Here is a 20,324-nt window from a genome sequence, read left to right as displayed (position 1 = left end):
TTTCCCGGAGTGTCCGACCCATGGCCAGCGCGCCGCTTCCCCTGTTCTACAACGGCCTGGAGCCGCTCTCGAGCGAGATGCACGGCAACTACCGCATCCGTCCGCAGGACCGCGCGTCGTTCGTCGTCGGCCAGCACGCCGTGCCCGTGACGGTGGACGAGTTCCCGCTGGCGCAGCGCTACATGCCCATCGTCTTCTCCGTGGGGCCGGAGAGCGTGCCCATCGCGCTGATGGGGCTGAACGAGGGCGTGAACGTCTTCTTCGACGACGAGGGCCGCCTCCGCGACGCGCAGTTCTACGTGCCGGCCTATATCCGCCGCTACCCGTACATGCTCGCGCGCCTGCGCCCGGACTCGCAGGACCTGTCGCTCTGCTTCGACCCGACCGCCGAGTCGATCGGACCGTTCGAGGACGGCGACCCCGTGTTCGTCGACGGCCAGCCCAGCGAGCTGGTCAAGAACATCCTGGCCTTCAACGAGACGTTCGAGCAGGCGGGCGCCCGCACCGCCGCCTTCACCAAGGAGCTCGACGAGATGGAGCTGCTGATGGACGGCGAGGTCTCGATCCAGCCCGAGGGCGCGGCGCAGCCCTTCGTCTATCGCGGCTTCCGCATGGTGAACGAGGAGAAGCTGAACGACCTGCGCGGCGACCAGCTGCGCAAGATGACCAAGTCGGGCATGCTGCCGCTGCTCTACGCGCACCTCTTCTCGCTGTCGTTGATGCGCGAGATCTTCGCGCGGCAGATGCAGCTCGGCCAGGCGCCGCAGCCGCAGCTCCAGCCGACGGCCTGACGCCTGCCGAAGGGGCGTTCCCGCCCATGGGAACGCTACCGTCGCGAAGGATTAACTTTTCTTGGAACCCTAGCGGTTTCAGAGGGTTGTAAAGGCCTGTGCGGTTCCTACATCGCACTTGTACGGTTTCCGTGTCCCCCCTTTCGCGGAACCGTACGACACGCTTTCAGCGTGTCTCCTCCCTGAACCTTGGCCACCTCGTGCGACTTCTGCGCGAGGTGGTTTTTTATTGGGCCTGGGTCATTCGGCGGCCAGCGGGAGTGCGGCCGACAGCGCCTCGTCCTCCAGCGCGGCGATGACCGACCCGACCAGCGCCGCCGTCGCGGCCAGCCCGTCGCCGGGCGCGTCTAGCTTGCCGTCGAGGTAGAGGCTGCGGTCCAGCTCCAGCTGGATCGCGTGCACGTCGCGCTCCGGCCGGCCGTGGCGGTCGAGGACGTGGCCGCCGGCATAGGGGCTGTTGAGCGCCACCCTGAGCCTAGCCGCGAGCGCCACGCCCTCCGCCCGGCCGACGAAGCGCGCGGCGGCGGCGCGGCCGAACCGGTCGCCCAGCACCACCTGCGCGCCGCCGGCGCCCAGCGGCGGCATGGAGTGCAGGTCGAGCAGCACCGCCACGCCGAACCGCGCATGCGCCGCCGCGAGCGCGTGCGCCAGCGCCTGGTGATAGGGACGGTGCGCGCGCTCGATGCGCCGGGCCATGTCGGCGGGCGTGAGCTTGCGCCGCCAGATCTCGCCCGCGCCGGGCACGCGGCGGGGGACGAGGCCGAGCCCGCTGCGGAGCTTGGCGGAGCGCGCCGGCTGACGGCGGGGGTCCGCGCCCTCGTCGACCAGCGGATCGCGCTCGTCTTCGCCGCGGTTCAGGTCGATCCAGGCGCGCGGCACTTTCTGGACCAGCGCCACGCGCGGCCCCCGCGCGCCGAGCGCGACCAGGTCGACATAGCGGTCCTCCAGCGCGCGCAGGCTGGACGGATTCCAGCGGATCAGCGGCACGATCTCCGGCGGGTAGGCGCGGCCCGCGTGCGGCACGGACAGGACCACCGGGCTCGCGGGCCTCTCGGGGTCGCCATGCAGGTCGAAACTCCTGTCCATCCGGGAGGAGGGTAGGGTGGCGCTCCGCACGCGGCAACCTCGGCACTGGAATTGTTAACCCTTTCACGGCTAACGCTGGCGGCTCGCGAACGAGGGACGAGTCAAGGCGATGATCCGGATTCTGCTGGCCGAGGACGACCAGGTCATGCGCGAATATCTCGCGCGCGCGCTGGAGCGGTCGGGCTACTCGGTCGTCGCGGTGGACCGGGGCACCGCCGCCATCCCGCTGCTCGAGCGGGAGCGGTTCGACCTGCTGCTCACCGACATCGTCATGCCGGAGATGGACGGCATCGAGCTGGCGCAGAAGGCGGGCGAGATGTGCGCCGACCTGCGCGTCATGTTCATCACCGGCTTCGCGGCGGTGACGCTGAAGGCGGGCAAGGCGATGCCGCAGGCCCGCGTGCTGTCGAAGCCGTTCCACCTGCGCGACCTGGTGATGGAGGTCGACCGCCTGTTCGAGACCGACCAGGCGGGGCTCAACTAACCCGCTTGCGCTCCGCCGCGGCTCCGGTTAGAGCCCGCCTCCTTACGGGCGTGTAGCTCAGTGGTAGAGCACTGTGTTGACATCGCAGGGGTCGCAAGTTCAATCCTTGCCACGCCCACCACTAAAAGCCCCGCAAGCTGAGAAGCTTAGCGGGGCTTTTTGTTGGCCTATGCAGGCACCGAGCGGCAAAATGTTGGGTGATTTTTGGGTGAAATGCCGTCCGGCGGGCCCGTTAGACGATCAAACAATCCGTGCTCTGGCCAGAAGGGCTCGCCTAATGCCTGCGTGATGGAGCTCGGCCGCATGCCGCCCGTTGGCCTCGTGAGCTTCGTAGAGTTATCCGGTTCACAGCCAGCAATCTCGAAAAACCGTTCAACTATCCTGACCGTCACCCGCTCTGCAGGAGCGAGGTGTGCCGCTGTCTCTTCATGCGCGACCCGGATCGCGTTGTTCCGGGTGAGCGTTCTGGGAACCGAAATGCCGCCCGAACTGGGCCTAACCGCGACCGAAGGTAGCGTCTCCCGCAATCGGTCGTTTTTGAGAGGGGCGCTAGCCGGAACTGTCGAACCTGACCCGTTTCCACCGCGCAAAAGGGACAGCTCGGAAGGGGACGAGAACGCCTGTTTCTGTCCGCGCCGGACCGGAGCGACGCTCCGGCCGCCTGTCTCACGCGTGCGCCGCCGTGGCCGGGTCTCCGACCGAACCCGGCACGTCCGCCCGTCGCCCACCGAAGCGCGCATAGAGCGTCGGCAGCACGAACAGCGTCAGCAGCGTCGCCGTGATCAGCCCGCCGATCACCACGGTCGCGAGCGGCTTCTGCACCTCCGCGCCCGCGCCATGCCCCAGAGCCATCGGCACGAAGCCGAGCGACGCGACGAGCGCGGTCATCGCCACGGGGCGGAGACGCGCCAAGGCACCCTCGCGCGCCGCCTCGGCCCGGTCCACGCCCCGCGCGATCAGGTCCTGGATCGAGGTCACCATCACCAGCCCGTTCAGGACCGCGATGCCGGACAGCGCGATGAAGCCCACCGCCGCCGAGATGGAGAAAGGCATGCCGCGCAACAGCAATGCGAGCACGCCGCCCACCAGCGCCAGCGGCACGCCCGTGAACACCAGCACCGCGTCCCGCACTGACTTCAGAGCGCCGTAGAGCAGGAACATGATCGCCGCGAAGCAGATCGGGACCACGACGGCCAGGCGCTCCTGCGCCGACGCCAGATTCTCGAACTGCCCGCCCCATTCGAGATAGGTGCCGGGCGGCAGCTTCACGTCGCGCGCGATCGCTCCTTGCGCATCGCCCACCACGCCCGCCACGTCGCGGCCGCGGACGTTCGCCTGGACGACGACGCGGCGCTTGCCGTTCTCGCGGCTGATCTGGTTCGGCCCGTCGACCACCTCGATATCGGCGACAGACGACAAAGGCACGAAGGAGCCGCCGGCGGTCGGCACCGGCACCTGCGCGAGCGCCCCCGGGTCGGCGCGCGCCTGCTCCGCCAACCGGATCACGACGGGGAAGCGCCGGTCGCCCTCGAAGATCATGCCGGCCTGACGCCCGCCGATCGTCGCCGCCACCGTGTCCTGAACATCGCCCGCGGTGACGCCCAGGCGCGCCATCGCGTCGCGGTTCGGGCGGATGTCGAGCATGGGCAGCCCTTCCGTCTGCTCCACCCGCACATCGGCCGCGCCTTCCGTCCGGCGGAGCACGCCGGCGATCTCCTCGGCGGCGGCGTTCATCTGAGCGAAGTCGTCCCCGAACACCTTGACCGCGACGTCTGCGCGCACGCCTGCGATGAGCTCGTTGAAGCGCATCTGGATGGGCTGCGTGATCTCGTAGGCGTTGCCCGGCAGCGTCGACAGCTTCCGCTCCAGCCGCTCGACCAGCTCCTCCTTGGGCAGGCCGGGGTCCGGCCACTCGGCCCGGGGCTTCAGGATCACGAACGTGTCGGTGCCGTTGGGCGGCATGGGGTCGGACGCGATCTCCGACGTGCCGGTGCGCGAGAAGGCGAACCGGACCTCCGGCTCGCGAGCGACCATCTTCTCGACCTGGAACTGCATGGCCTGCGCCTGGTCGACGGACGTGCCCGGGATGCGCCACGCCTGGACGAGGATGTTCCCCTCATCGAGCTGCGGCAGGAACTCCTGGCCGAGCGTGGTGAAGGCCACGCCCGCGAGCGCCAGCGCGCCGGCGGCGACGCCGACGGTCAGGCTGGGCCTGCGCATCGCGGCGTCCAGGCCCGGCTCGTAGCGGCGACGGAGCCAGGCGACAATGCGGCTCTCCTTTTCCTCGACCCGTTTCGACAGCCAGATCGCGATCGCGGCCGGCACGAAGGTCAAGGACAGCACGAACGCGAAGGCGAGCGCGATGATGACGGTGAGCGCCATCGGCTCGAACATCTTACCCTCGACGCCCGTGAAGGTGAGCAGCGGCACGTAGACGAGGATGATGATCGCCTGCCCGTACACCGACGGGCGGATCATCTCGCGCGCGGACGCGGCCACGATCGCCAGCCGCTCGCGGAGGGGCAACGGACCGTCGCGCCCATGCTGCGCCTCCGCCATGCGCCGGAGCGCGTTCTCCACGATGATGACCGCGCCATCGACGATGAGGCCAAAGTCGAGCGCGCCCAAGCTCATCAGGTTCGCGGAGACGCCGGCGCGTAGCATCCCGAAGCTGGTGAGCAGCATGGTGATCGGGATCACCAGCGCCGCGATCAGCGCCGCCCGGAAGTTGCCGAGCAGCAGGAACAGGACGACCACGACCAGCGCCGCGCCTTCGCTCAAGTTGCGCGCGACCGTGGCGATGGTCGAGTTGACGAGTTCGGTCCGGTCGAGCACCGGCTTCACGATGATGTCGGTCGGAAGCGACCGGCCGATCTCCTCTAGGCGTTCCCTGACCCCGGTCGCGACCGTGCGGCTGTTCTCGCCGATACGCATGACGGCGGTTCCGACCACCACCTCGCGCCCGTTCTCGGAGGCCGATCCGGTCCTCAAGCCCTGACCCACGCCGACGGTCGCGACCTGCGACAGCGTGATGGGCACGCCGTCGCGGCTGGCGATCACGGTGCGGGCGAGCTCGTCGGCGGTGCGGACGCGCGCGTCGGCGCGGACCGCTAGGCCCTCGCCGTTGCGGTTCACCACGCCCGCGCCGATGCCGGCGTTGTTGCGCTCCAGCGCGGCCGCCAGTTCCTCTAGCGTCAGGCCCAGCGCGGCCAGGCGCTGGACGTCCGGGGCGACAAGGTACTGCTTGTCGAAGCCGCCCAGCGAGTCGATGCCGGCGATGCCAGCCGTGCCCCGGAGCTGGGGCGCCACGATCCACTCCTGGACGGTGTGGAGGTAGGTGGCTTTGTCGACTTCGGTCGCGAGCCGGTCGCCCTCGGGCGTGATGTAGCTGCCGTCGCGCTGAAGCCCCGGCTCGCCGTCCGCGTGGTTGACGCGATCGAGTTCGCGGAACTCGACCGTCCACATGAAGATGTCGCCCAGGCCTGTCGCGATCGGCCCCATCTCGGGGTCGACGCCGGCGGGCAGGCTGTCCTCGGCGGCGCGCAACCGTTCGGCCACCTGCTGGCGCGCGAAGTAGATGTCGGTCGCGTCCGTGAACACGGCCGTCACCTGCGCGAAGCCGTTGCGGCTCAAGGACCGGGTGTATTCCAGGCCGGGGATGCCGGCGAGCGCGGTTTCGATCGTGAACGCGACCTGCTTCTCGACCTGATCGGGCGACAGCGCGGGGGCGACCACGTTCACCTGGACCTGGTTGTTGGTGATGTCGGGAACGGCGTCGATGGGCAGCCGCTGGAGCGCGAACGCGCCGGCGATGGCGGCGGCGAGCGTGAGCAGCAGGACGAGCCAACGCCGCTCGACCGAGAAGTCGACGATGCGAGCGATCATCGCCTCACTCCTCCTCGACCGCTTCGCCCTTGCCGAGATCGGCCTTGAGCGTGAAGCTGTTCGTCGATGCGATCCGCTCGTCGCCGGCGAGCCCGGCGGTGACCGCCACCCGATCGCCGATGCGGCGTCCGAGCGTCACCGGCGTCGCGCGGAAGCCGGTGGGCGTCCGCACGAACACCACGGGCTTGCCCTCGACCGTCTGCACGGCCGTCGAGGGCACGGTGACGGTGCGATCCCCGCCTGCGGGCACGAGGATGGACACGCCGACCGTCTCGCCCACCCGCCACTGGCCGGAGCCGTTGTCGAGCGTCACCACGACGGGCACGAGCCGCGTCTCCGCGGCCAGCACCGGCGATACGAACGTGACCCGGCCTTCCTGGCGACGGCCGGGCGCGGTCACCTCGGCGCGCGCGCCCGGCCACACACGGCCGGCGTCGGCCGGCGGCAGCGAGGCGGTCACGGTCACCCGGGACAGGTTGGCGATCCGGTAGAGTTCGGCGTCGGCGGCGACCTGCTGCCCGAGCGTCGCGGAACGCGCGATCACCTGGCCCGAGATGGGCGAGGCGACGCCGATGCGGTTCAAGGCACCGCCCCCGCCGCCCGTGGCCGCGAGCTGCTGCTGCGCCAGCCGGAGCGCGATGTTGGCTTCGGTCGCGGCCGTGCGCGCGGCGATCAGGTCCTGCTCGGGCGAGACGCGCTCGGCGAACAGCCGCTGCTCGCGTCGCAGGTTCGATTGCGCGAGCGCGGCCCGCGCCCGCGCCGCCTCGACCTCCGCCTTCAGCGAGGCCGCCTCGCGGCTCTCGATGACGGCGAGAGTCTGTCCGCGACCGACGGGCTGGCCCAGGTTGCGGGTGAGCGACACGACGCGCCCGCCGATCGCGGCGGAGACGACCTGGACGCCCTGCGGGTCGCCCTCGACCGTGCCCGGCGCGTCGATCGCGCCGGCGACGCCGCCCACCGTCGGCCGCACGACCTCGATCCCTGCGTCGGCGATCTGCCGCGCCGACAGGGTGACAACACCCTCGGCTCCCGGCTCGCGGGCCTCTTCGCCCTTGCCGGCTTCCGCCGCCTCGGCCTTCTCGCTCCCGGCCGCCTCGCCGGCCTCACCGCCGCCATCCCGCGCGCCGCACGCGGCGAGCATGGTGGCGAACGCCGCGGACGCGAGCGCCCGCCCAATGTTCTTCTTCATGGTCATCGTCCCGTGGAGCCCGGCGCGGAAGCGGTCAGCCGCTCCAGTCGCGCCCGGGCGTCGTGATAGGCGGCGAGCGCGTCGATCGCGGCCGCCCTGGTTTCCGAAAGCGTGCGCTCTGCGTCGAGCAGGTCGAGCTGCCCGAACTTGCCCTCCCGGTAGCCGATTCGCGCGATGCGCGCGGACTCCCGCGCCGCCGCGAGGGTCGGCCCCGCCGCGGTCCGCGCGGTCACGGCGGCGTTCGCCACCTCCGCCCTGGCGTTGGCGACCGCCTGATCCGCGTCCAGCTCGGCCGCGCGGACGAGCGCGTCGGCGCGGTCGCGCTCGGCGCGCGCCTGCGCCACCGCCGCGGTCCCCCGGTTGAACAGGGGGATCGGGATCGAGACCCCGAACACCGCGGCTACGTCGTCGGTCTGCTCCAGGCGGCGGGCGCTGGCGCTCACCGTCAGGTCGGGGATGCGCTGGGAACGCGCGAGGCGGACCTGCGCGGCCGCGGTGGCGGCGTCCGCGCGCGCCGCCGCGAGCGTCAGCGCCGGGGCCGTGGGTCGCGGATCGGCGACGCCCTCCACTCGCTCGAACCAGGCCAGGTCGAGCGGACCGGCTACCGGCTGGCCGATGCGGCGCGCGAGGTTGCCCCGCGCCGTCTCCGCCAGCCGCTCGGCGCGTTCCAACGCCGCGGCCGCGTTCAGGCGGAGCACGTCCGCCCGCTGCTCCTCGATCGGGGACGCGCGGCCCGCGCGGACGCGGACGTTGGCAGCGCGCAGCGCCTCGCTCGCGATCGCGGCCTGCTCGCGCGCGGTGACGACGCGCCGCTCGGCCGCCGCGGCCTCGACATAGGCTTGGGTGACCGCGAGCCGAACGTCGGCCGCGGCGACGGCCTGGTCCACCTGGGCGCGGATACCGATCGCGTCCGCGACCGCGATCCGGGCGGAGCGCTTGCCCCCGAGCTCGATCGGCAGCGCCACGCCCACCGTCGTCTCGGCGCTTCGCAGCCCTTCATACTGGCCGGTGCCGACGACGTTCTCGGTTTCGGCGTTGATCGTCGGATTGGGGCGCAGACCGGCGACCGTCCGGCCCGCCTCGGCCGCGCGAACGCCGGCGGAAGCGGCCTCCACCGACGGTGCGGTAGCGCCAGCCAGGTCGAGCGCGCGTTCGAGGGTGAGAGGCGGCCCCTGGGTCGGTCCCGGCGATTGCGCCTGGGCGATCGTCATCGGGGACGCCACGGCCAATAAGGCCGCGATGACACGGTGCATGGACTTCGAAACTCCTGACGGCTTGAGCGGCCCCCGCGCCGGTGCGCGGGACGGGGGGCTGGCGGTCAGGCTTGCGGTGGACGGAGCGCCGGGTCGGGAATGCCTCGCGCCCGCTGCTCGAACCTGCTTGCGACCGGAGCGACGCGAACCTCCGCCACCTGCTCCAGCGGCTCCGGCGTCGTCGTCACCCCGACATGATGCCCGTGACAGCAGCAGCAATGGCCGGGAGCGCACTTGCCGGGCTTGTCCGGTGCCGGATCGGAAACCGAAACCACCAGCCCGCCGTCCGACGCCGAGCACGGCTCGATGCAAGCGGCCGCTTCATAGGCGTGCGCGGTCGAACCGAAGACCAGTCCGGAGGCGAGCAGCAGGACCGCAAGGAAGGCGAACAGCCGGCGCATCGATGGCCGCGCCCTAGCACGCGCGCGTGCCGATGGCACGCCGCCTCGGATGGGCTCGCCGCCGCGGGTCACCCGCGTCGTTCCGACAGTTCGCCGCGTGCGTCGCGGATGATCTCCCACGCGGATTGCAGGAACACGATGGCGATGATGCCCGCCACAACCAGGTCCGGCCAGCCGCTGCCGGTCCACGCCACCAGTCCCGCGGCCGCGATCACGGCGACGTTGTTGAGCGCGTCGTTGCGCGAGAACAGCCAGATGGCGCGCGCCTGCGCGTCGCCGCCTTCGCGGAAGCGCGCCAGCACGAGCGCGGCCGCGACGTTCACGACGAGCGCCGCCAAGCCGATGCCGCCCATCAGGCCCGCCTCGGGCGGTTCGGCGTTGAGCGCCCGGATGACGGCCGCCGCGATGACGCCCAGCCCGAGCGCGCCAAGGAACAGCCCTTGGACGAGCGCCACGCGGGCGCGGGCCCGCTCGCTCCATGCGAGCGCCAGCAGGCCGGCCAGCGTGATCGACCCGTCGCCGAGGAAGTCGAGCGAGTCGGCCTTGAGCGCCTGCGAGCCCGCGACGAAGCCGCCGACGAGCTCGGCGAGGCCGAAGCCGACGTTGAGCACGACGACGATCCACAGCGCCCGCCTGTAGGCGGGATCGACCTTGGCGCGGTCCTGGTCGCCCGTGCAGCCGCAATCGTCGTTCAATGATGTTCTCCAGTGCGAAGGGAGCGCGTGCAGGCGAACAGGCTGATCGCGCCGGTGACCGTCGGCACCACGCGCCGGGCCTGGACGGTCGAACCCGTCGACGCGGACAGCAGTTGCTCCAGCGCTCCGTCCGCGTTCGCTCGCGTGTTCGCGAAACCGTCCAACAGGCCGATGACGTTGAACAGGAGGCGGCTCGCGCCCGTTTGCCGGGCGTAGTCGGCAATGTGGACCTCGCCCCCTGGCCGCACAGCGTCGAACATGGCCGCCACCCCCGCCCGCTTCTCGGGGGCAGGCACCTGGTGGAACACAAGGCTGGACACGGCCTTGTCGGCGACGCCCGGACCGAGAACGGCCGCGGCGTCGCGCGCGAAGCCCTGTCGCCACTCCACATCGACACCGGCGCTGGCCGACTTGCGCGCCGCGAGGGCGAGCGCGTCGGGGTCGGGATCGACGCCGACGACGCGCGCGCCGGGCGCGCGGCGCTTGAGCAGCACGGCGAGCGTGCCCGTGCCGCACCCGACGTCGATTATCGTCTCGCCGGTGTTGGGAGCCACCTGATTCAGCAGCGCCACCCGCCATACCCGCTCGCGCGTGGCGAGCCCGAGCATCGCGTCGTAGAGCGGCGTCAGCGCGGCAATGCCGAGCGCGGGCACATAGTCGCGCGCCGGCGCGTTGCCCGATGTTGGGGCCAGGTCTGGGTTGCGGGCCATCATGTCACTCTCGAACGACTCGAAGTGACGGGTTATATGCACCCTGTACCAAGTACAGGGTCAAGGGCTCGGATGAACATTTCGATCGGAAAGCTGGCGACGGCTACGGGCGTTAACATCGAAACGATCCGCTACTATGAGCGCGCGGGCCTTATCGCGGCCCCGGCTCGCACCTCGGGCAATTACCGGAGCTACCGGGACCAGGACGTGGCACGTCTCAGGTTCATCAAGCGCACACGCGATCTCGGCTTTTCCGTCGAACAAGTGCGCGCGCTGCTGAGCATCGCGGGGGAGAAGGGCCGCGACTGCGGGACCGTCGAGGTCATCGCGAGCGAACACTTGGCTGAGGTGGACCGCAAGATCGCCGACCTGGCGGCGCTTCGGAGCGAGCTGGCTGCCGCAGTGGCGACCTGCGGCGGCGGAACTGTTGCCGAGTGCCGCATCCTGGAGGCGTTCTCGCCCAGCGCGAAGGCTTAGCCCCTCGGGCTTGCCGTAGGATGCGCCTTAAGCCTCTACCGCTAGTCCGCCTCCCATCGTTGCGCCCATGCCAAGCCCTTCACCTCGGGGGCAAAGCCATGTGATTTCGGCCGCGCCGAACGAGACAGCGTTTCGAGCTGCGGGGGCGAAGCTCCAGCCGTGCGCGGCCGCCGTCGGCGCTGCGCCTCTCTGGCACCGTCGTCTCTAGAACAGCATCGCAGTGCCTATCTGAAACACGGGTTGCGCCGAACCGCTGCCCAGCATAGGGGAGGGGGGTATATGGCACACCTTTCCGGTTCCAATGCCGATCTGGTCGCCCGCATCCGGCGCATTGCGGGACAGGTCGGTGCGGTTGAACGAGCACTGGCTGCAGACTCCTCTTGTTCCGACGTGTTGCATCTGGTCGCGGCCGTTCGGGGCGCGGTGAACGGCCTCATGGACGAGATCATCGCCGAACACCTGGAAGCGCATGTGTCGCGGCCGGGCTTGGACGACGCCGAACGGGCGGCCGGGGCCGATGAACTGCTGGCGGTGATCCGTCGCTACTCAAAATAGGACTGCCCGATGGCGACGCTGCCGGAAATCGACACCTATACGCACGATCACAATTTCCTGAGCGCCGCGCACGATGACAACGCGCGCCGGACGCGCTGGGTGGTGCTGCTGACGGCCCTGATGATGGTCGGCGAGATTGTCGCCGGATACCTGACCGGCTCGATGGCGTTGCTCGCCGACGGCTTCCACATGGCGACGCACGCCGGCGCGCTCGGGGTCGCCGCGGCCGCCTACGCCTATGCCAAGCGCCACGCCCGCAATCCCGCCTACAGCTTCGGGACGGGCAAGGTCGGCGACTTGGCCGGGTTCGCGTCCGCGATGGTGCTGGGCCTGATCGCGCTCGGGATCGGGATCGAATCCGTTATGCGCCTGTTCCAGCCGATCAAGGTTGCTTTCGGGGAGGCGACGATCATCGCCGTCGTCGGCCTGGGCGTGAACGTCGCCAGCGCTTTCCTCCTCTCGGGCGGCCACCATCATCACGGGCATGGTCACGACCACCATCACGAGCATGGTCATGGTCACGCCCACGGCGCGCGCGGCGGCGACAACAACCTGCGCTCGGCCTATGTCCACGTCCTCGCGGACGCGCTCACCTCCGTCCTCGCCATCGCGGCGCTGCTCGCGGGCCGCTATCTCGGCTGGGTCTGGATGGACCCGGTGATGGGCATTGTCGGCGCGGTCGTCATCGCTCGCTGGTCATGGACGCTGATGCGCGACACGGCCGCGATCCTGCTCGACACGACGGACGAGCATGTCGCCAGCGAAGTGCGCGAGCTGGTCGAGAGTCCAGGTGATGCCCGCATCGCGGACCTCCACGTCTGGCGGGTCGGGCCGGAGGCGCACGCGGCGATCGTCAGCGTCGTGGGCCAGAACGGGGTCGACGCCAACACGATCCGCGCCCGCCTCGCACCCGTCCATGAGCTCGCTCACCTGACAGTCGAAACGCGCTGACGCTTCGACGATCACGCTACCTCGGCAACGACGTTGAAGACCGAGGCTCAAACGCGCTTACCGCAGCCGCATACCCCTTACTCACGACACCGATGACGTCCAGAAACTTGCCCTTTTCCATATTCTCCGCTTCCAATAACGTCGAATCATGGAAGCGAAATGCGGTCGAGCGCTCGCCGTTACGGGAAGGGACGCCGACGTGAAAAGCTGGATGATGGTCGCCGCGATCGCGATGCTGCCGACTGCCGCGCTTGGGCAGTGGGAACCCGCGTCCGAAGTGCTGGTGCTCCAGGCCAGGGGTGAAGGCCCCTGGGTCGTGCGCTGCCAGCTCCAGGACAAGAAGGGCGAGACGGTCACGCGCGAGATCGTCGGCCGCGGGCGGGGCTGGGAGCGGCTGACATTCCTCGACGCCCGCGGCGGATCGTGCTCCTACCAGGCCGCGCCCGACAGGCCGTTGGAGATCACCAAGCGCGGCGGCCTCTATGGGTGCCCGCTCGCGACCAAGACGCGGCGCGGGTGCGAGCAGACGATCCCCGCCGGCGGCTCCGGGCACTTCGAGGTGACGCGGCGGGACTTGTCCCAATGACGGCGCTCGCAGAACCGTCGCGGCGTTGCTCGCCGCGACGGTTCCGCTACATGCGAAACATGGAAATGAAGCAAGCCGTCGCGGCCCTGTCCGCGCTCGCGCACGACGCGCGCCTCGCCGTGTTCCACATGTTGGTCCAGGCCGGGCGCGAGGGGCTGGCGGCGGGCGAGATCGCGCGACGCCTGGGCGTGCCGCCCAATACGCTGTCGTCCAACCTCAACATCCTCTCGCATGCCAACCTGGTCGAGAGTCGGCGCGAGGGCCGATCGGTCATCTACACGGCGCGGTATGAGAACATGACGGAGCTGCTGGAGTTCATGATCCAGGACTGCTGCGCGGGCTCGCCCGAAATATGCGCGCCGCTCGCCGACGTGGCGCTGCGGAGCCGCTGCGGCCCGACGGGAACGGCGTGATGCCGCGGCCCGTCAACGTGCTGGTGCTCTGCACCGGCAACTCCGCGCGCTCCATCCTGGGCGAAGCGATCGTGAACCGGCTGGGGAAGGGACGTTTCCGGGGCTTCTCGGCCGGCTCGTCGCCCAAGGGCGCGGTCCACCCGGGCGCGCTGCGCCTTCTCCAGCGCCACGGCTATCCGGTCGAAGCCTTACGCTCCAAAAGCTGGGACGAGTTCGCCGGCCCCAAGGCTCCGCCCGTCGATGTCGTCGTCACCGTCTGCGACAACGCGGCCGGCGAGGTCTGCCCGATCTGGCCGGGTCACCCGATCACGGTCCATTGGGGCCTGCCCGACCCGGCTGCGGTCGAGGGCGACGAGACCGCGGTCGATGCGGCATTCGAGGCCGTCCACGCGGCGCTGTCGCGACGCATCGGCGAGCTGGTCCAGCTTCCCATTCTCGACCGGCAAGTGCCGGCCGCGGCGCTCCGGCGGCGGCTTCAGGCGGTCCACGACGATCTCGAAGCGGCGGACGCGCCGGGAGGACGGGCATGATCGACGTCATCATCTACCACAACCCGGACTGCGGCACGTCGAGGAACGTGCTCGGGCTGATCCGCAACGCCGGGATCGAGGCGCATGTGATCGAGTACCTGAAGACGCCGCCCTCGTGCGCGCTCCTGGTCCAGCTCATCGCGCGCGCGGGGATCACCCCGCGCGAGCTGCTGCGGGGGAAGGGGACGCCCTATGCGGAGCTGGGGCTGGGCGACCCGTCGCTCTCCGACGACGCGCTGGTCGACGCGATGATGGCGCATCCGGTCCTCATCAACCGGCCGCTGGTCGTCTCGCCCCTGGGCGTGAAGCTCTGCCGCCCCTCCGAAACCGTGCTCGATCTGCTGCCGCAAGCGCAACGGGGCGCGTTCGCGAAAGAGGATGGCGAGCTGGTGGTCGATGCTGCCGGCGCGCGGGTAGCCTGATGGCGACGCTCGCATCCGAAACGCAGCGGCCCGGCATGTCGACGTTCGAGCGTCACCTGACGCTCTGGGTGGCGCTGTGCATCGTCGCCGGGATTGGGCTGGGGTCGCTCCTGCCCGGCCTGTTCGCCACCATCGCCGCGGCGGAAGTGGCACGGGTCAACCTGGTCGTCGCCGTGCTCATCTGGCTGATGATCGTCCCCATGCTGCTCAAGATCGACTTCGGCTCGCTGGGGTCGGTGCGTCAGCACTGGAAGGGCGTGGGCGTCACTCTGTTTATTAACTGGGCGGTCAAGCCTTTCTCGATGGCGGCGCTGGGGACGCTGTTCATCGGCTGGCTGTTCGCGCCGCTGCTGCCGGCCGGGGAAGGCCCGTCCTACATCGCCGGGCTGATCCTGCTCGCGGCTGCGCCCTGCACGGCCATGGTGTTCGTCTGGTCGAACCTCTGCGACGGGGAGCCCACCTATACGCTATCGCAAGTCGCGCTGAACGACGTGCTGATGGTGTTCCTGTTCGCACCCTTGGTGGCGCTGCTGCTCGGCGTCGCGGCCGTCACCGTCCCCTGGGATACGCTGCTCCTGTCGGTCGCGCTCTACATCGTCGTGCCGGTGATCGTCGCCCAAGTGATCCGGCGCGGGGTGCTGTCGGGCGGGGGACAACCCGCGCTCGATCGCCTGCTGGCGAAGCTCGGCCCGGTGTCGTTGGTGGCGCTGCTGGCGACGCTGGTGCTGCTGTTCGGGTTCCAGGGCGAACAGATACTCGCGCGGCCCTTGGTGATCGCGCTGCTGGCCGTCCCTATCCTCATCCAGGTCTATCTCAACGCCGGGCTCGCCTACTGGCTCTCGCGCCGGTTCGGGGTCGCCTGGTGCGTCGCCGCCCCGGCCGCGCTGATCGGCGCGTCCAACTTCTTCGAGCTGGCGGTCGCCGCCGCGATCTCGCTGTTCGGGCTCAACTCCGGCGCGGCGCTGGCGACGGTGGTGGGCGTGCTGGTCGAGGTGCCGGTGATGCTCTCGGTGGTGTCGATCGTGAAGCGCACGCGCGGCTGGTATGAGCGGGGTGCTACCGCGTGAGCGGGACGATCTTTTACGAGGTGCCGCGCGGGGCGTATGACACTCTCCGAGTCGCGCTCGAACAAGCTGGCTTGCCCACATCAGACCTGGAGGAGCCCGGCCGGCTGTTCTTCGGCCTGTCGGACGATCGGGGAATCATCGGCTATGTCGGGCTGGAAGGCGACGGGCCGGATCGCCTGCTCCGCTCGCTCGTGATCTTCCCGAGCCGTCGTCGCCTCGGTCACGGCCGGGAGCTGGTCGAGCGCTTGGAGGGCTGCGTTGCCAGCGGAGTCGAACGGCTGCACCTCCTGACCACCACGGCCGCGCCGTTTTTCCGCGCGAACGGATATGTGGATGCCGATCGCGCCACGGCTCCTGCGCCGATCGCGGCGTCGCGCGAGTTCACCGCGCTCTGCCCCGCCTCGGCCGCCTATCTCGTGAAAGCCCTCTGATGCCGCTGCGCCCGCTCCTCGACCCCGACAACCTGCCCGCGCTCGATCCGGCCTATGTCCGCCAGCGCCCCGCGCTGGGGCTGGGTCCGCTCGATCCTGCGCCCCGCATCCTGCTCCTCTACGGCTCGCTTCGGGAACGGTCCTTCTCGCGCCTGGCGGTCGAGGAGGCCGCGCGGCTGCTCCGGCTGTTCGGCGCGGAAACGCGCATCTTCGATCCCTTCACGCTGCCGCTACCCGACCAGGTGAAGGGCGACGACCACCCGGCCGTGCGCGAGCTGCGCGAGCTGTCCATGTGGTCGGAAGGGCATGTGTGGTGCTCGCCGGAGCGCCATGGGCAAGTCACCGGGATCATGAAGGCGCAGATCGACCATCTGCCGCTGGAGATGGGCGGAATGCGCCCGACGCAAGGGCGCACGCTCGCCGTCATGCAGGTGTCGGGCGGGTCGCAGTCGTTCAACGCCGTCAACACGCTCCGCCTGCTCGGCCGCTGGATGCGGATGTTCACGATCCCGAACCAAAGCTCGGTCGCGATGGCCTACAAGGAGTTCGATGAGGCCGGCCGCATGAAGCCGTCCAGCTACTATGACCGTATCGTGGACGTGATGGAGGAGCTGGTCAGGTTCACCGTGCTCCTGCGCCCCCATGCGGGTCAGCTCGTGGACCGCTACTCGGAGCGCAAGGCGGCCGGGATGCCCGTAGATCCCGCGTCCGACCTGGCGAGCTTGGCGACCGCGGCGGGGTAGGCCCTGACTGCCGCAAGGCCGCCTCAAGCGCCGGGCAGCTTGCGCGCCGCCTCAAGGTGCTTGCGGATCACGGGCAGGGCCGCTTGGGCTTTGGCCTGCACGCCCGCGTCGCTCCCCCGCGACGCGTAGGCGCTATGGACCTTCAGCGCCTCCTCGTGCGCGGCGATCTGCCCCTGCCTGTACGCCGCATGGAACTCGGCCGCCGGCGTGTTCTCTAGCGAGTTCAGCATCTCCGACAGCGGACCGACCAGCGCACTACCGGAGTCGGTAGCGGCGGGGATGTTCAGTAGGCGCGCGTGCTCGGCTATTATGCGCGTGTGGTGCTCGACCATTTGCTGGGCGAACGAGCGCGAAGCCTGCGCCCTGGACTGCGTCAACGCCAGCCGGCTGGCGTCGACCTCGTACCGGCTCAGCGCGTGCACGGCGCTCACATAGTCTCGGATCTCCACGGGAGGCGGGTTGGTGCTGATCCCCGCCTGGGCGAGCGCCGGCGAGGCCGGCACCGGCAAGCACGTCATGGCGACTGCGACTAGAGCAGCGCGGGCCAGCTTCATCGGTCATCTCCTGCTGTCGAATTGTGCCTACCCGGCGCGATCGCGATGGTGATCTCGCTACTCAACGCCACGGGAATGGAAAGGTTGTCCATGCGGGTCGCGGCCAACGCGTCCACCCCTGGCCGGTCCGAGGATCGCGCGCGCCCGTCGAACCTTTGCGAAGCCAGCGGCTTACCACGATTGTCCGGATCGACCCCGAATGGTAGGCAGGCAGGATGCGGCAGTGGCTCGCCTCGTTGATGCTCTGCGTCATGCTCCTCTCGCACGGGAGCATGGGAGCGGCCATCCCGCACGATCACGGCCGTGACGCTGGCCACGCACATGCGAGCGACGGTATGTCCGTCCACCACGCCGACGAGCATAGGCAAGAGCATATCGCTCCTGCCGGTGAGCTGCCCGCAGAGGACGGAACGGATCACGCCGTTCATGCGCACGTGGTCGGCGACATCGCCCGGCCGGCGACGTCGGTCGCTGCGCGGCTGACCGACGATCGCCTGGACGGCGGAGTGGCGACCGCACTGTTTCGACCGTCCCGCGGCATAGCGCCGCTGCTCGAGCCTCCTTCGGCCTGACCTTCCGCGTCCGCGCGTCGCCTTACGGGCGACGCTTGTCGTCGAACGTCGGGAGAGTTTCCCATGTCATCATATCTGCGCGCCGTCGTAGCGGTGGCGCTGTCGTCGGCGGCGGTCGCGCACGGCCAGACGCTCACCCTGGAGGATGCGGTCGCGCGCGCGGTCGCCACCTCCCCGCAAGGCGCTGCCACGTCCGCGCGCGTCGACGTGCTGACCGCGGCCCGCGCCGGTGCGGATACCAGACCCGCCCCGTCGATCGACGTGCTCGCCGAGAATTTCGGCGTCGGCGGCGAGGAGCTGCGCCGTCAGATTCAGGTCGGCGCGACCTACAACCAGCGCATCGAGCGCGGCGGCAAGCGCGCCGCCCGTGTCGCGATCGCCGACGCCGATCTCGATGTGGCGCGCGCCGAAGCGCTCGTGCGACGCCTCGACCTCGCCGCCGCGGTCCAGCGATTCTATGTCGAGGTGCAGGCGACGGAAGCAAATATCGGGGTCGCCCGCGAGCGCGTCGCCATCGCCGAGCAGCTCGCGCGCGAGGTCGGCCGGCGCGTCGCCGAAGCCCGCGATCCGCTGTTCGCGGGGACGCGAGCACGGACCCAGCTCGCCGAGGCGCGGGTCGATCTCGAACTTGCGGTTCACGCGCGCGACGCGGCGATGAAGCGCTTGGCCGCTCTGTGGGGCGGTGACCCGGCGGGTCTGACCGTGGCGACCGATCGGTTCCTGAAGCTTGACCCTGCGGGCTCCATGGAGCCGTCCGCCGCCGATCTCGCCATCTTCGAGGCGCGGCGACGCCGCGCCTCAGCCGAGCTGACGCTGCAACGCGCGGGCGCGCGAACCGACCCGACGCTCTCGGCCGGACCACGCTATATCGGCACGGGCGACGTGGCGCTGGTCGCGGGCGTGTCGCTGCCGCTCCCCAATCGCGGGCTCAACCGCGCCAACATCGCGCGGGCGGAGGCTGAAGGCAGACAGGTCGAGGCGGACCTCGCGGTGGAGCGGTTCCAGCGTACACAGGCGATCGCGCTCGCGGCCGAGAAGGTCGAGGAGAGCGCGCACGAGGTCGAGGCCGTGCGCGACCGCGTGGTGCCGGGCGCGGAGCGCACGCTCGCCGAGGTCCGCGCCGGCTACAACCGCGGCGGCTTCACCTTCCTCGACGTCTCCACCGCGCAAACGGCGCTCCACGAGGCGCGCGCGCGCATGGTCCGCGCCGCCGCCCGCCACCACGAGGCCCGGGTCGAGCTTGATCGGCTGACCGGCCGCTTCGCGGCTCTCGTCCAAGGAACGAACTGATGCGCTTGCTGACACTCGCCCTGCTGCTCGCCTTGCCCCTAGCCGGCTGCGGCGACGGGCCTGGGAATACCACAGCCGAGCACGAAGCGCCGGCCGCCGGCGACTATGAGCGCGGCCCACACAATGGGCGGATGCTACGCAACGGCGACTTCGCGCTGGAAATGACCGTGTTCGAGGACGGTATCCCGCCCGAATATCGGCTCTATGCCTACCGGGACGACAAGCCTCTCCCACCGGGCCAGGTCCAGGCGAGCGTCACCATCAAGCGGCTCGATGGCGAGGTGACGACGTTCAGCTTCCGGCCGGAGCAGGACTATCTGCGCGGGAACGCGACGCTCGTCGAGCCGCACAGCTTCGACGTGGCCGTGCGCGCAAGCGAGGGCGGCCGCAACCACGCCTGGCGCTTCGCATCGTATGAGGGCCGCACCACCATCGCGCCCGAGGCGGCGCGCGCCGCCGGGATCGAGACGGCGGTGGCCGGCCCCGCGCAGATCGGCGAGACGCTGGAGATCGTCGGCCGCGTCGAACTCGATCCATCCGCAAGCGCGGAGGTCGGAGCCAAGTTCCCCGGCCGCGTCGTCTCCGTCCATCGCAACGTCGGCGACCGGGTCGGCCGCGGCGCGCTCCTCGCGCGCGTCGAGAGCAGCTACTCGCTCCAGACCTATCCCGTGTTCGCGCCGATTACGGGCGTCGTGACCCAGCGGAACACCAGTGTCGGCGACGTGACCGGCGACGATTCGATCTTCGTCATCTCCGATCCGAGCCGCACGGTCGCGACCTTCCCGATCTTCCCGCGCGACATCGAGCGCGTGCGGCCGGGCCAGGCCGTCCAGATACGCGGGCTCGAAGGCGAGCGCTCGCAAGGCTCGACGATCCGCGACTTCCTGCCCTTGGCCGAAGTCCAGACCCAAGCGGTGACCGCGCGCGCGGGCCTGCCCAACCCAGGTGGCTTCTGGCGGCCCGGCATGGCGGTTCGTGGGCTGGTCACCGTGGACAGCCGGACGGTGCCGATCGCTGTCAGGACGGAGGCGATCCAGCAGTTCCGCGACTTCCGCGTCGTCTTCGCCAAGGTGGGCGACACCTATGAGGTGCGGATGCTTGAGCTCGGCCGCGAAGGGCCGGAGTGGACGGAGGTGCTGGGCGGGCTGAAACCGGGCACGGTGTACGCCGCGAAGAACAGCTACGTGATCAAGGCGGACGTCGAGAAGTCCGGCGCGAGCCACGACCACTAGGAACGGA

Annotated in this window: 23 protein-coding genes and 1 tRNA gene; 15 read left to right on the top strand and 9 right to left on the bottom strand. The window is 70.2% G+C overall.

All coding sequences use genetic code 11. The features are described 5' to 3' along the window. Positions 1–20: 20 nt before the first annotated feature. Complete coding sequence (locus CKY28_RS17280; RefSeq protein WP_095999637.1) at positions 21–791, top strand: SapC family protein; 771 nt, start codon at positions 21–23, stop codon at positions 789–791. Between the two features lie 240 nt (positions 792–1,031). Here the strand turns inward: CKY28_RS17280 and CKY28_RS17275 are convergent, their stop codons facing one another. Then, on the bottom strand, positions 1,032–1,877 hold the full coding sequence (locus CKY28_RS17275) for an N-formylglutamate amidohydrolase (RefSeq protein ID WP_095999636.1): 846 nt from the start codon (positions 1,875–1,877) through the stop codon (positions 1,032–1,034). Between the two features lie 109 nt (positions 1,878–1,986). Here CKY28_RS17275 and cpdR point away from each other — a divergent pair, with 109 nt between their 5' ends. After that, positions 1,987–2,361, top strand: coding sequence for a cell cycle two-component system response regulator CpdR (cpdR, locus tag CKY28_RS17270; protein ID WP_095999635.1), 375 nt, complete (start codon positions 1,987–1,989; stop codon positions 2,359–2,361). A gap of 46 nt (positions 2,362–2,407) precedes the next feature. Then, positions 2,408–2,482, top strand: a tRNA-Val gene (locus tag CKY28_RS17265). 545 nt (positions 2,483–3,027) lie between these two features. Here CKY28_RS17265 and CKY28_RS17260 read toward each other — a convergent pair. The 6 genes from CKY28_RS17260 to CKY28_RS17235 form a co-directional block, all read right to left on the bottom strand. Further along, the gene (locus tag CKY28_RS17260; RefSeq protein WP_095999634.1) at positions 3,028–6,246 is read right to left on the bottom strand and encodes an efflux RND transporter permease subunit; all 3,219 of its coding nucleotides are present in this window, start codon (positions 6,244–6,246) and stop codon (positions 3,028–3,030) included. 4 nt (positions 6,247–6,250) lie between these two features. Next, positions 6,251–7,441, bottom strand: coding sequence for an efflux RND transporter periplasmic adaptor subunit (locus CKY28_RS17255; RefSeq protein ID WP_095999633.1), 1,191 nt, complete (start codon positions 7,439–7,441; stop codon positions 6,251–6,253). Then, positions 7,438–8,688, bottom strand: coding sequence for a TolC family protein (locus tag CKY28_RS17250; RefSeq protein ID WP_095999632.1), 1,251 nt, complete (start codon positions 8,686–8,688; stop codon positions 7,438–7,440). Before CKY28_RS17250 ends, CKY28_RS17255 begins: the two co-directional genes overlap by 4 nt. Positions 8,689–8,753: 65 nt before the next feature. Continuing rightward, positions 8,754–9,089 carry a hypothetical protein gene (locus CKY28_RS17245; protein ID WP_095999631.1) on the bottom strand — a complete coding sequence of 112 codons (336 nt, stop codon included), beginning with the start codon at positions 9,087–9,089 and terminating at the stop codon, positions 8,754–8,756. 68 nt (positions 9,090–9,157) lie between these two features. Further along, on the bottom strand, positions 9,158–9,784 hold the full coding sequence (locus CKY28_RS17240) for a cation diffusion facilitator family transporter (RefSeq protein WP_095999630.1): 627 nt from the start codon (positions 9,782–9,784) through the stop codon (positions 9,158–9,160). Further along, positions 9,781–10,497 carry a class I SAM-dependent methyltransferase gene (locus tag CKY28_RS17235; protein ID WP_217989607.1) on the bottom strand — a complete coding sequence of 239 codons (717 nt, stop codon included), beginning with the start codon at positions 10,495–10,497 and terminating at the stop codon, positions 9,781–9,783. The genes CKY28_RS17240 and CKY28_RS17235 overlap by 4 nt, the downstream gene beginning before the upstream one ends. 69 nt (positions 10,498–10,566) lie before the next feature. On the opposite strand from CKY28_RS17235, the gene CKY28_RS17230 reads away from it, so the two are divergent. From CKY28_RS17230 to arsH, 10 genes are all read left to right on the top strand, one after another. Beyond that, positions 10,567–10,971: a MerR family transcriptional regulator gene (locus tag CKY28_RS17230; protein WP_095999629.1), complete on the top strand. Its 405-nt coding sequence runs from the start codon at positions 10,567–10,569 to the stop codon at positions 10,969–10,971. 279 nt (positions 10,972–11,250) lie between these two features. Continuing rightward, positions 11,251–11,526, top strand: a complete 276-nt coding sequence (locus CKY28_RS17225; RefSeq protein ID WP_095999628.1) for a metal/formaldehyde-sensitive transcriptional repressor — start codon at positions 11,251–11,253, stop codon at positions 11,524–11,526. 9 nt (positions 11,527–11,535) lie between these two features. Next, on the top strand, positions 11,536–12,477 hold the full coding sequence (gene dmeF, locus CKY28_RS17220; RefSeq protein WP_095999627.1) for a CDF family Co(II)/Ni(II) efflux transporter DmeF: 942 nt from the start codon (positions 11,536–11,538) through the stop codon (positions 12,475–12,477). 199 nt (positions 12,478–12,676) lie between these two features. Further along, positions 12,677–13,063 carry a hypothetical protein gene (locus CKY28_RS17215; RefSeq protein ID WP_141243981.1) on the top strand — a complete coding sequence of 129 codons (387 nt, stop codon included), beginning with the start codon at positions 12,677–12,679 and terminating at the stop codon, positions 13,061–13,063. A gap of 59 nt (positions 13,064–13,122) precedes the next feature. Continuing rightward, entirely contained in the window at positions 13,123–13,476 is a 354-nt protein-coding gene (locus tag CKY28_RS17210) for an ArsR/SmtB family transcription factor (protein ID WP_095999625.1), read from the top strand. Then, positions 13,473–14,006 carry an arsenate reductase ArsC gene (locus tag CKY28_RS17205; RefSeq protein ID WP_425442546.1) on the top strand — a complete coding sequence of 178 codons (534 nt, stop codon included), beginning with the start codon at positions 13,473–13,475 and terminating at the stop codon, positions 14,004–14,006. Before CKY28_RS17210 ends, CKY28_RS17205 begins: the two co-directional genes overlap by 4 nt. Continuing rightward, the gene (arsC, locus tag CKY28_RS17200) at positions 14,003–14,428 is read left to right on the top strand and encodes an arsenate reductase (glutaredoxin) (protein WP_095999623.1); all 426 of its coding nucleotides are present in this window, start codon (positions 14,003–14,005) and stop codon (positions 14,426–14,428) included. The genes CKY28_RS17205 and arsC overlap by 4 nt, the downstream gene beginning before the upstream one ends. Next, positions 14,428–15,495 carry an ACR3 family arsenite efflux transporter gene (gene arsB / locus CKY28_RS17195; protein ID WP_176473166.1) on the top strand — a complete coding sequence of 356 codons (1,068 nt, stop codon included), beginning with the start codon at positions 14,428–14,430 and terminating at the stop codon, positions 15,493–15,495. Before arsC ends, arsB begins: the two co-directional genes overlap by 1 nt. Further along, complete coding sequence (arsN2, locus tag CKY28_RS17190; protein ID WP_281253265.1) at positions 15,492–15,926, top strand: arsenic resistance N-acetyltransferase ArsN2; 435 nt, start codon at positions 15,492–15,494, stop codon at positions 15,924–15,926. The genes arsB and arsN2 overlap by 4 nt, the downstream gene beginning before the upstream one ends. Beyond that, the gene (gene arsH / locus CKY28_RS17185) at positions 15,926–16,669 is read left to right on the top strand and encodes an arsenical resistance protein ArsH (RefSeq protein WP_095999622.1); all 744 of its coding nucleotides are present in this window, start codon (positions 15,926–15,928) and stop codon (positions 16,667–16,669) included. The genes arsN2 and arsH overlap by 1 nt, the downstream gene beginning before the upstream one ends. Before the next feature lie 23 nt (positions 16,670–16,692). On the opposite strand, the gene CKY28_RS17180 is transcribed toward arsH, so the two are convergent. Then, positions 16,693–17,223 (bottom strand): DUF4142 domain-containing protein, encoded by a 531-nt coding sequence (locus CKY28_RS17180; RefSeq protein ID WP_095999621.1) that lies wholly within the window; start codon positions 17,221–17,223, stop codon positions 16,693–16,695. Further along, on the bottom strand, positions 17,220–17,651 hold the full coding sequence (locus CKY28_RS18855; RefSeq protein WP_176473165.1) for a hypothetical protein: 432 nt from the start codon (positions 17,649–17,651) through the stop codon (positions 17,220–17,222). Before CKY28_RS18855 ends, CKY28_RS17180 begins: the two co-directional genes overlap by 4 nt. Positions 17,652–17,858: 207 nt before the next feature. On the opposite strand from CKY28_RS18855, the gene CKY28_RS17170 reads away from it, so the two are divergent. After that, positions 17,859–19,085, top strand: a complete 1,227-nt coding sequence (locus CKY28_RS17170) for a TolC family protein (protein ID WP_095999619.1) — start codon at positions 17,859–17,861, stop codon at positions 19,083–19,085. Then, positions 19,085–20,317, top strand: a complete 1,233-nt coding sequence (locus CKY28_RS17165; protein WP_095999618.1) for an efflux RND transporter periplasmic adaptor subunit — start codon at positions 19,085–19,087, stop codon at positions 20,315–20,317. The genes CKY28_RS17170 and CKY28_RS17165 overlap by 1 nt, the downstream gene beginning before the upstream one ends. The last annotated feature ends 7 nt before the right edge of the window (positions 20,318–20,324 follow it).

It is taken from the genome of Sphingomonas lenta (assembly GCF_002288825.1).
GTDB classification, from domain to species: Bacteria; Pseudomonadota; Alphaproteobacteria; order Sphingomonadales; family Sphingomonadaceae; genus Sphingomonas; species Sphingomonas lenta.
This window is presented reverse-complemented; position numbering and strand designations above follow the sequence as displayed.

What these genes read in the sequence shown, in the direction of transcription:
- CKY28_RS17250 (WP_095999632.1), bottom strand. Translation starts at nt 8,688, where the DNA reads ATGCACCGTGTCATCGCGGCCTTATTGGCCGTGGCGTCCCCGATGACG.
- CKY28_RS17180 (WP_095999621.1), bottom strand. Translation starts at nt 17,223, where the DNA reads ATGAAGCTGGCCCGCGCTGCTCTAGTCGCAGTCGCCATGACGTGCTTG.
- arsH (WP_095999622.1), top strand. Translation starts at nt 15,926, where the DNA reads ATGCCGCTGCGCCCGCTCCTCGACCCCGACAACCTGCCCGCGCTCGAT.
- CKY28_RS17260 (WP_095999634.1), bottom strand. Translation starts at nt 6,246, where the DNA reads ATGATCGCTCGCATCGTCGACTTCTCGGTCGAGCGGCGTTGGCTCGTC.
- CKY28_RS17170 (WP_095999619.1), top strand. Translation starts at nt 17,859, where the DNA reads ATGTCATCATATCTGCGCGCCGTCGTAGCGGTGGCGCTGTCGTCGGCG.
- CKY28_RS17225 (WP_095999628.1), top strand. Translation starts at nt 11,251, where the DNA reads ATGGCACACCTTTCCGGTTCCAATGCCGATCTGGTCGCCCGCATCCGG.
- CKY28_RS17235 (WP_217989607.1), bottom strand. Translation starts at nt 10,497, where the DNA reads ATGATGGCCCGCAACCCAGACCTGGCCCCAACATCGGGCAACGCGCCG.
- CKY28_RS17275 (WP_095999636.1), bottom strand. Translation starts at nt 1,877, where the DNA reads ATGGACAGGAGTTTCGACCTGCATGGCGACCCCGAGAGGCCCGCGAGC.
- arsC (WP_095999623.1), top strand. Translation starts at nt 14,003, where the DNA reads ATGATCGACGTCATCATCTACCACAACCCGGACTGCGGCACGTCGAGG.
- CKY28_RS17165 (WP_095999618.1), top strand. Translation starts at nt 19,085, where the DNA reads ATGCGCTTGCTGACACTCGCCCTGCTGCTCGCCTTGCCCCTAGCCGGC.
- arsB (WP_176473166.1), top strand. Translation starts at nt 14,428, where the DNA reads ATGGCGACGCTCGCATCCGAAACGCAGCGGCCCGGCATGTCGACGTTC.
- CKY28_RS17255 (WP_095999633.1), bottom strand. Translation starts at nt 7,441, where the DNA reads ATGACCATGAAGAAGAACATTGGGCGGGCGCTCGCGTCCGCGGCGTTC.
- CKY28_RS17230 (WP_095999629.1), top strand. Translation starts at nt 10,567, where the DNA reads ATGAACATTTCGATCGGAAAGCTGGCGACGGCTACGGGCGTTAACATC.
- cpdR (WP_095999635.1), top strand. Translation starts at nt 1,987, where the DNA reads ATGATCCGGATTCTGCTGGCCGAGGACGACCAGGTCATGCGCGAATAT.
- CKY28_RS18855 (WP_176473165.1), bottom strand. Translation starts at nt 17,651, where the DNA reads ATGAACGGCGTGATCCGTTCCGTCCTCTGCGGGCAGCTCACCGGCAGG.
- dmeF (WP_095999627.1), top strand. Translation starts at nt 11,536, where the DNA reads ATGGCGACGCTGCCGGAAATCGACACCTATACGCACGATCACAATTTC.
- CKY28_RS17280 (WP_095999637.1), top strand. Translation starts at nt 21, where the DNA reads ATGGCCAGCGCGCCGCTTCCCCTGTTCTACAACGGCCTGGAGCCGCTC.
- CKY28_RS17210 (WP_095999625.1), top strand. Translation starts at nt 13,123, where the DNA reads ATGGAAATGAAGCAAGCCGTCGCGGCCCTGTCCGCGCTCGCGCACGAC.
- CKY28_RS17245 (WP_095999631.1), bottom strand. Translation starts at nt 9,089, where the DNA reads ATGCGCCGGCTGTTCGCCTTCCTTGCGGTCCTGCTGCTCGCCTCCGGA.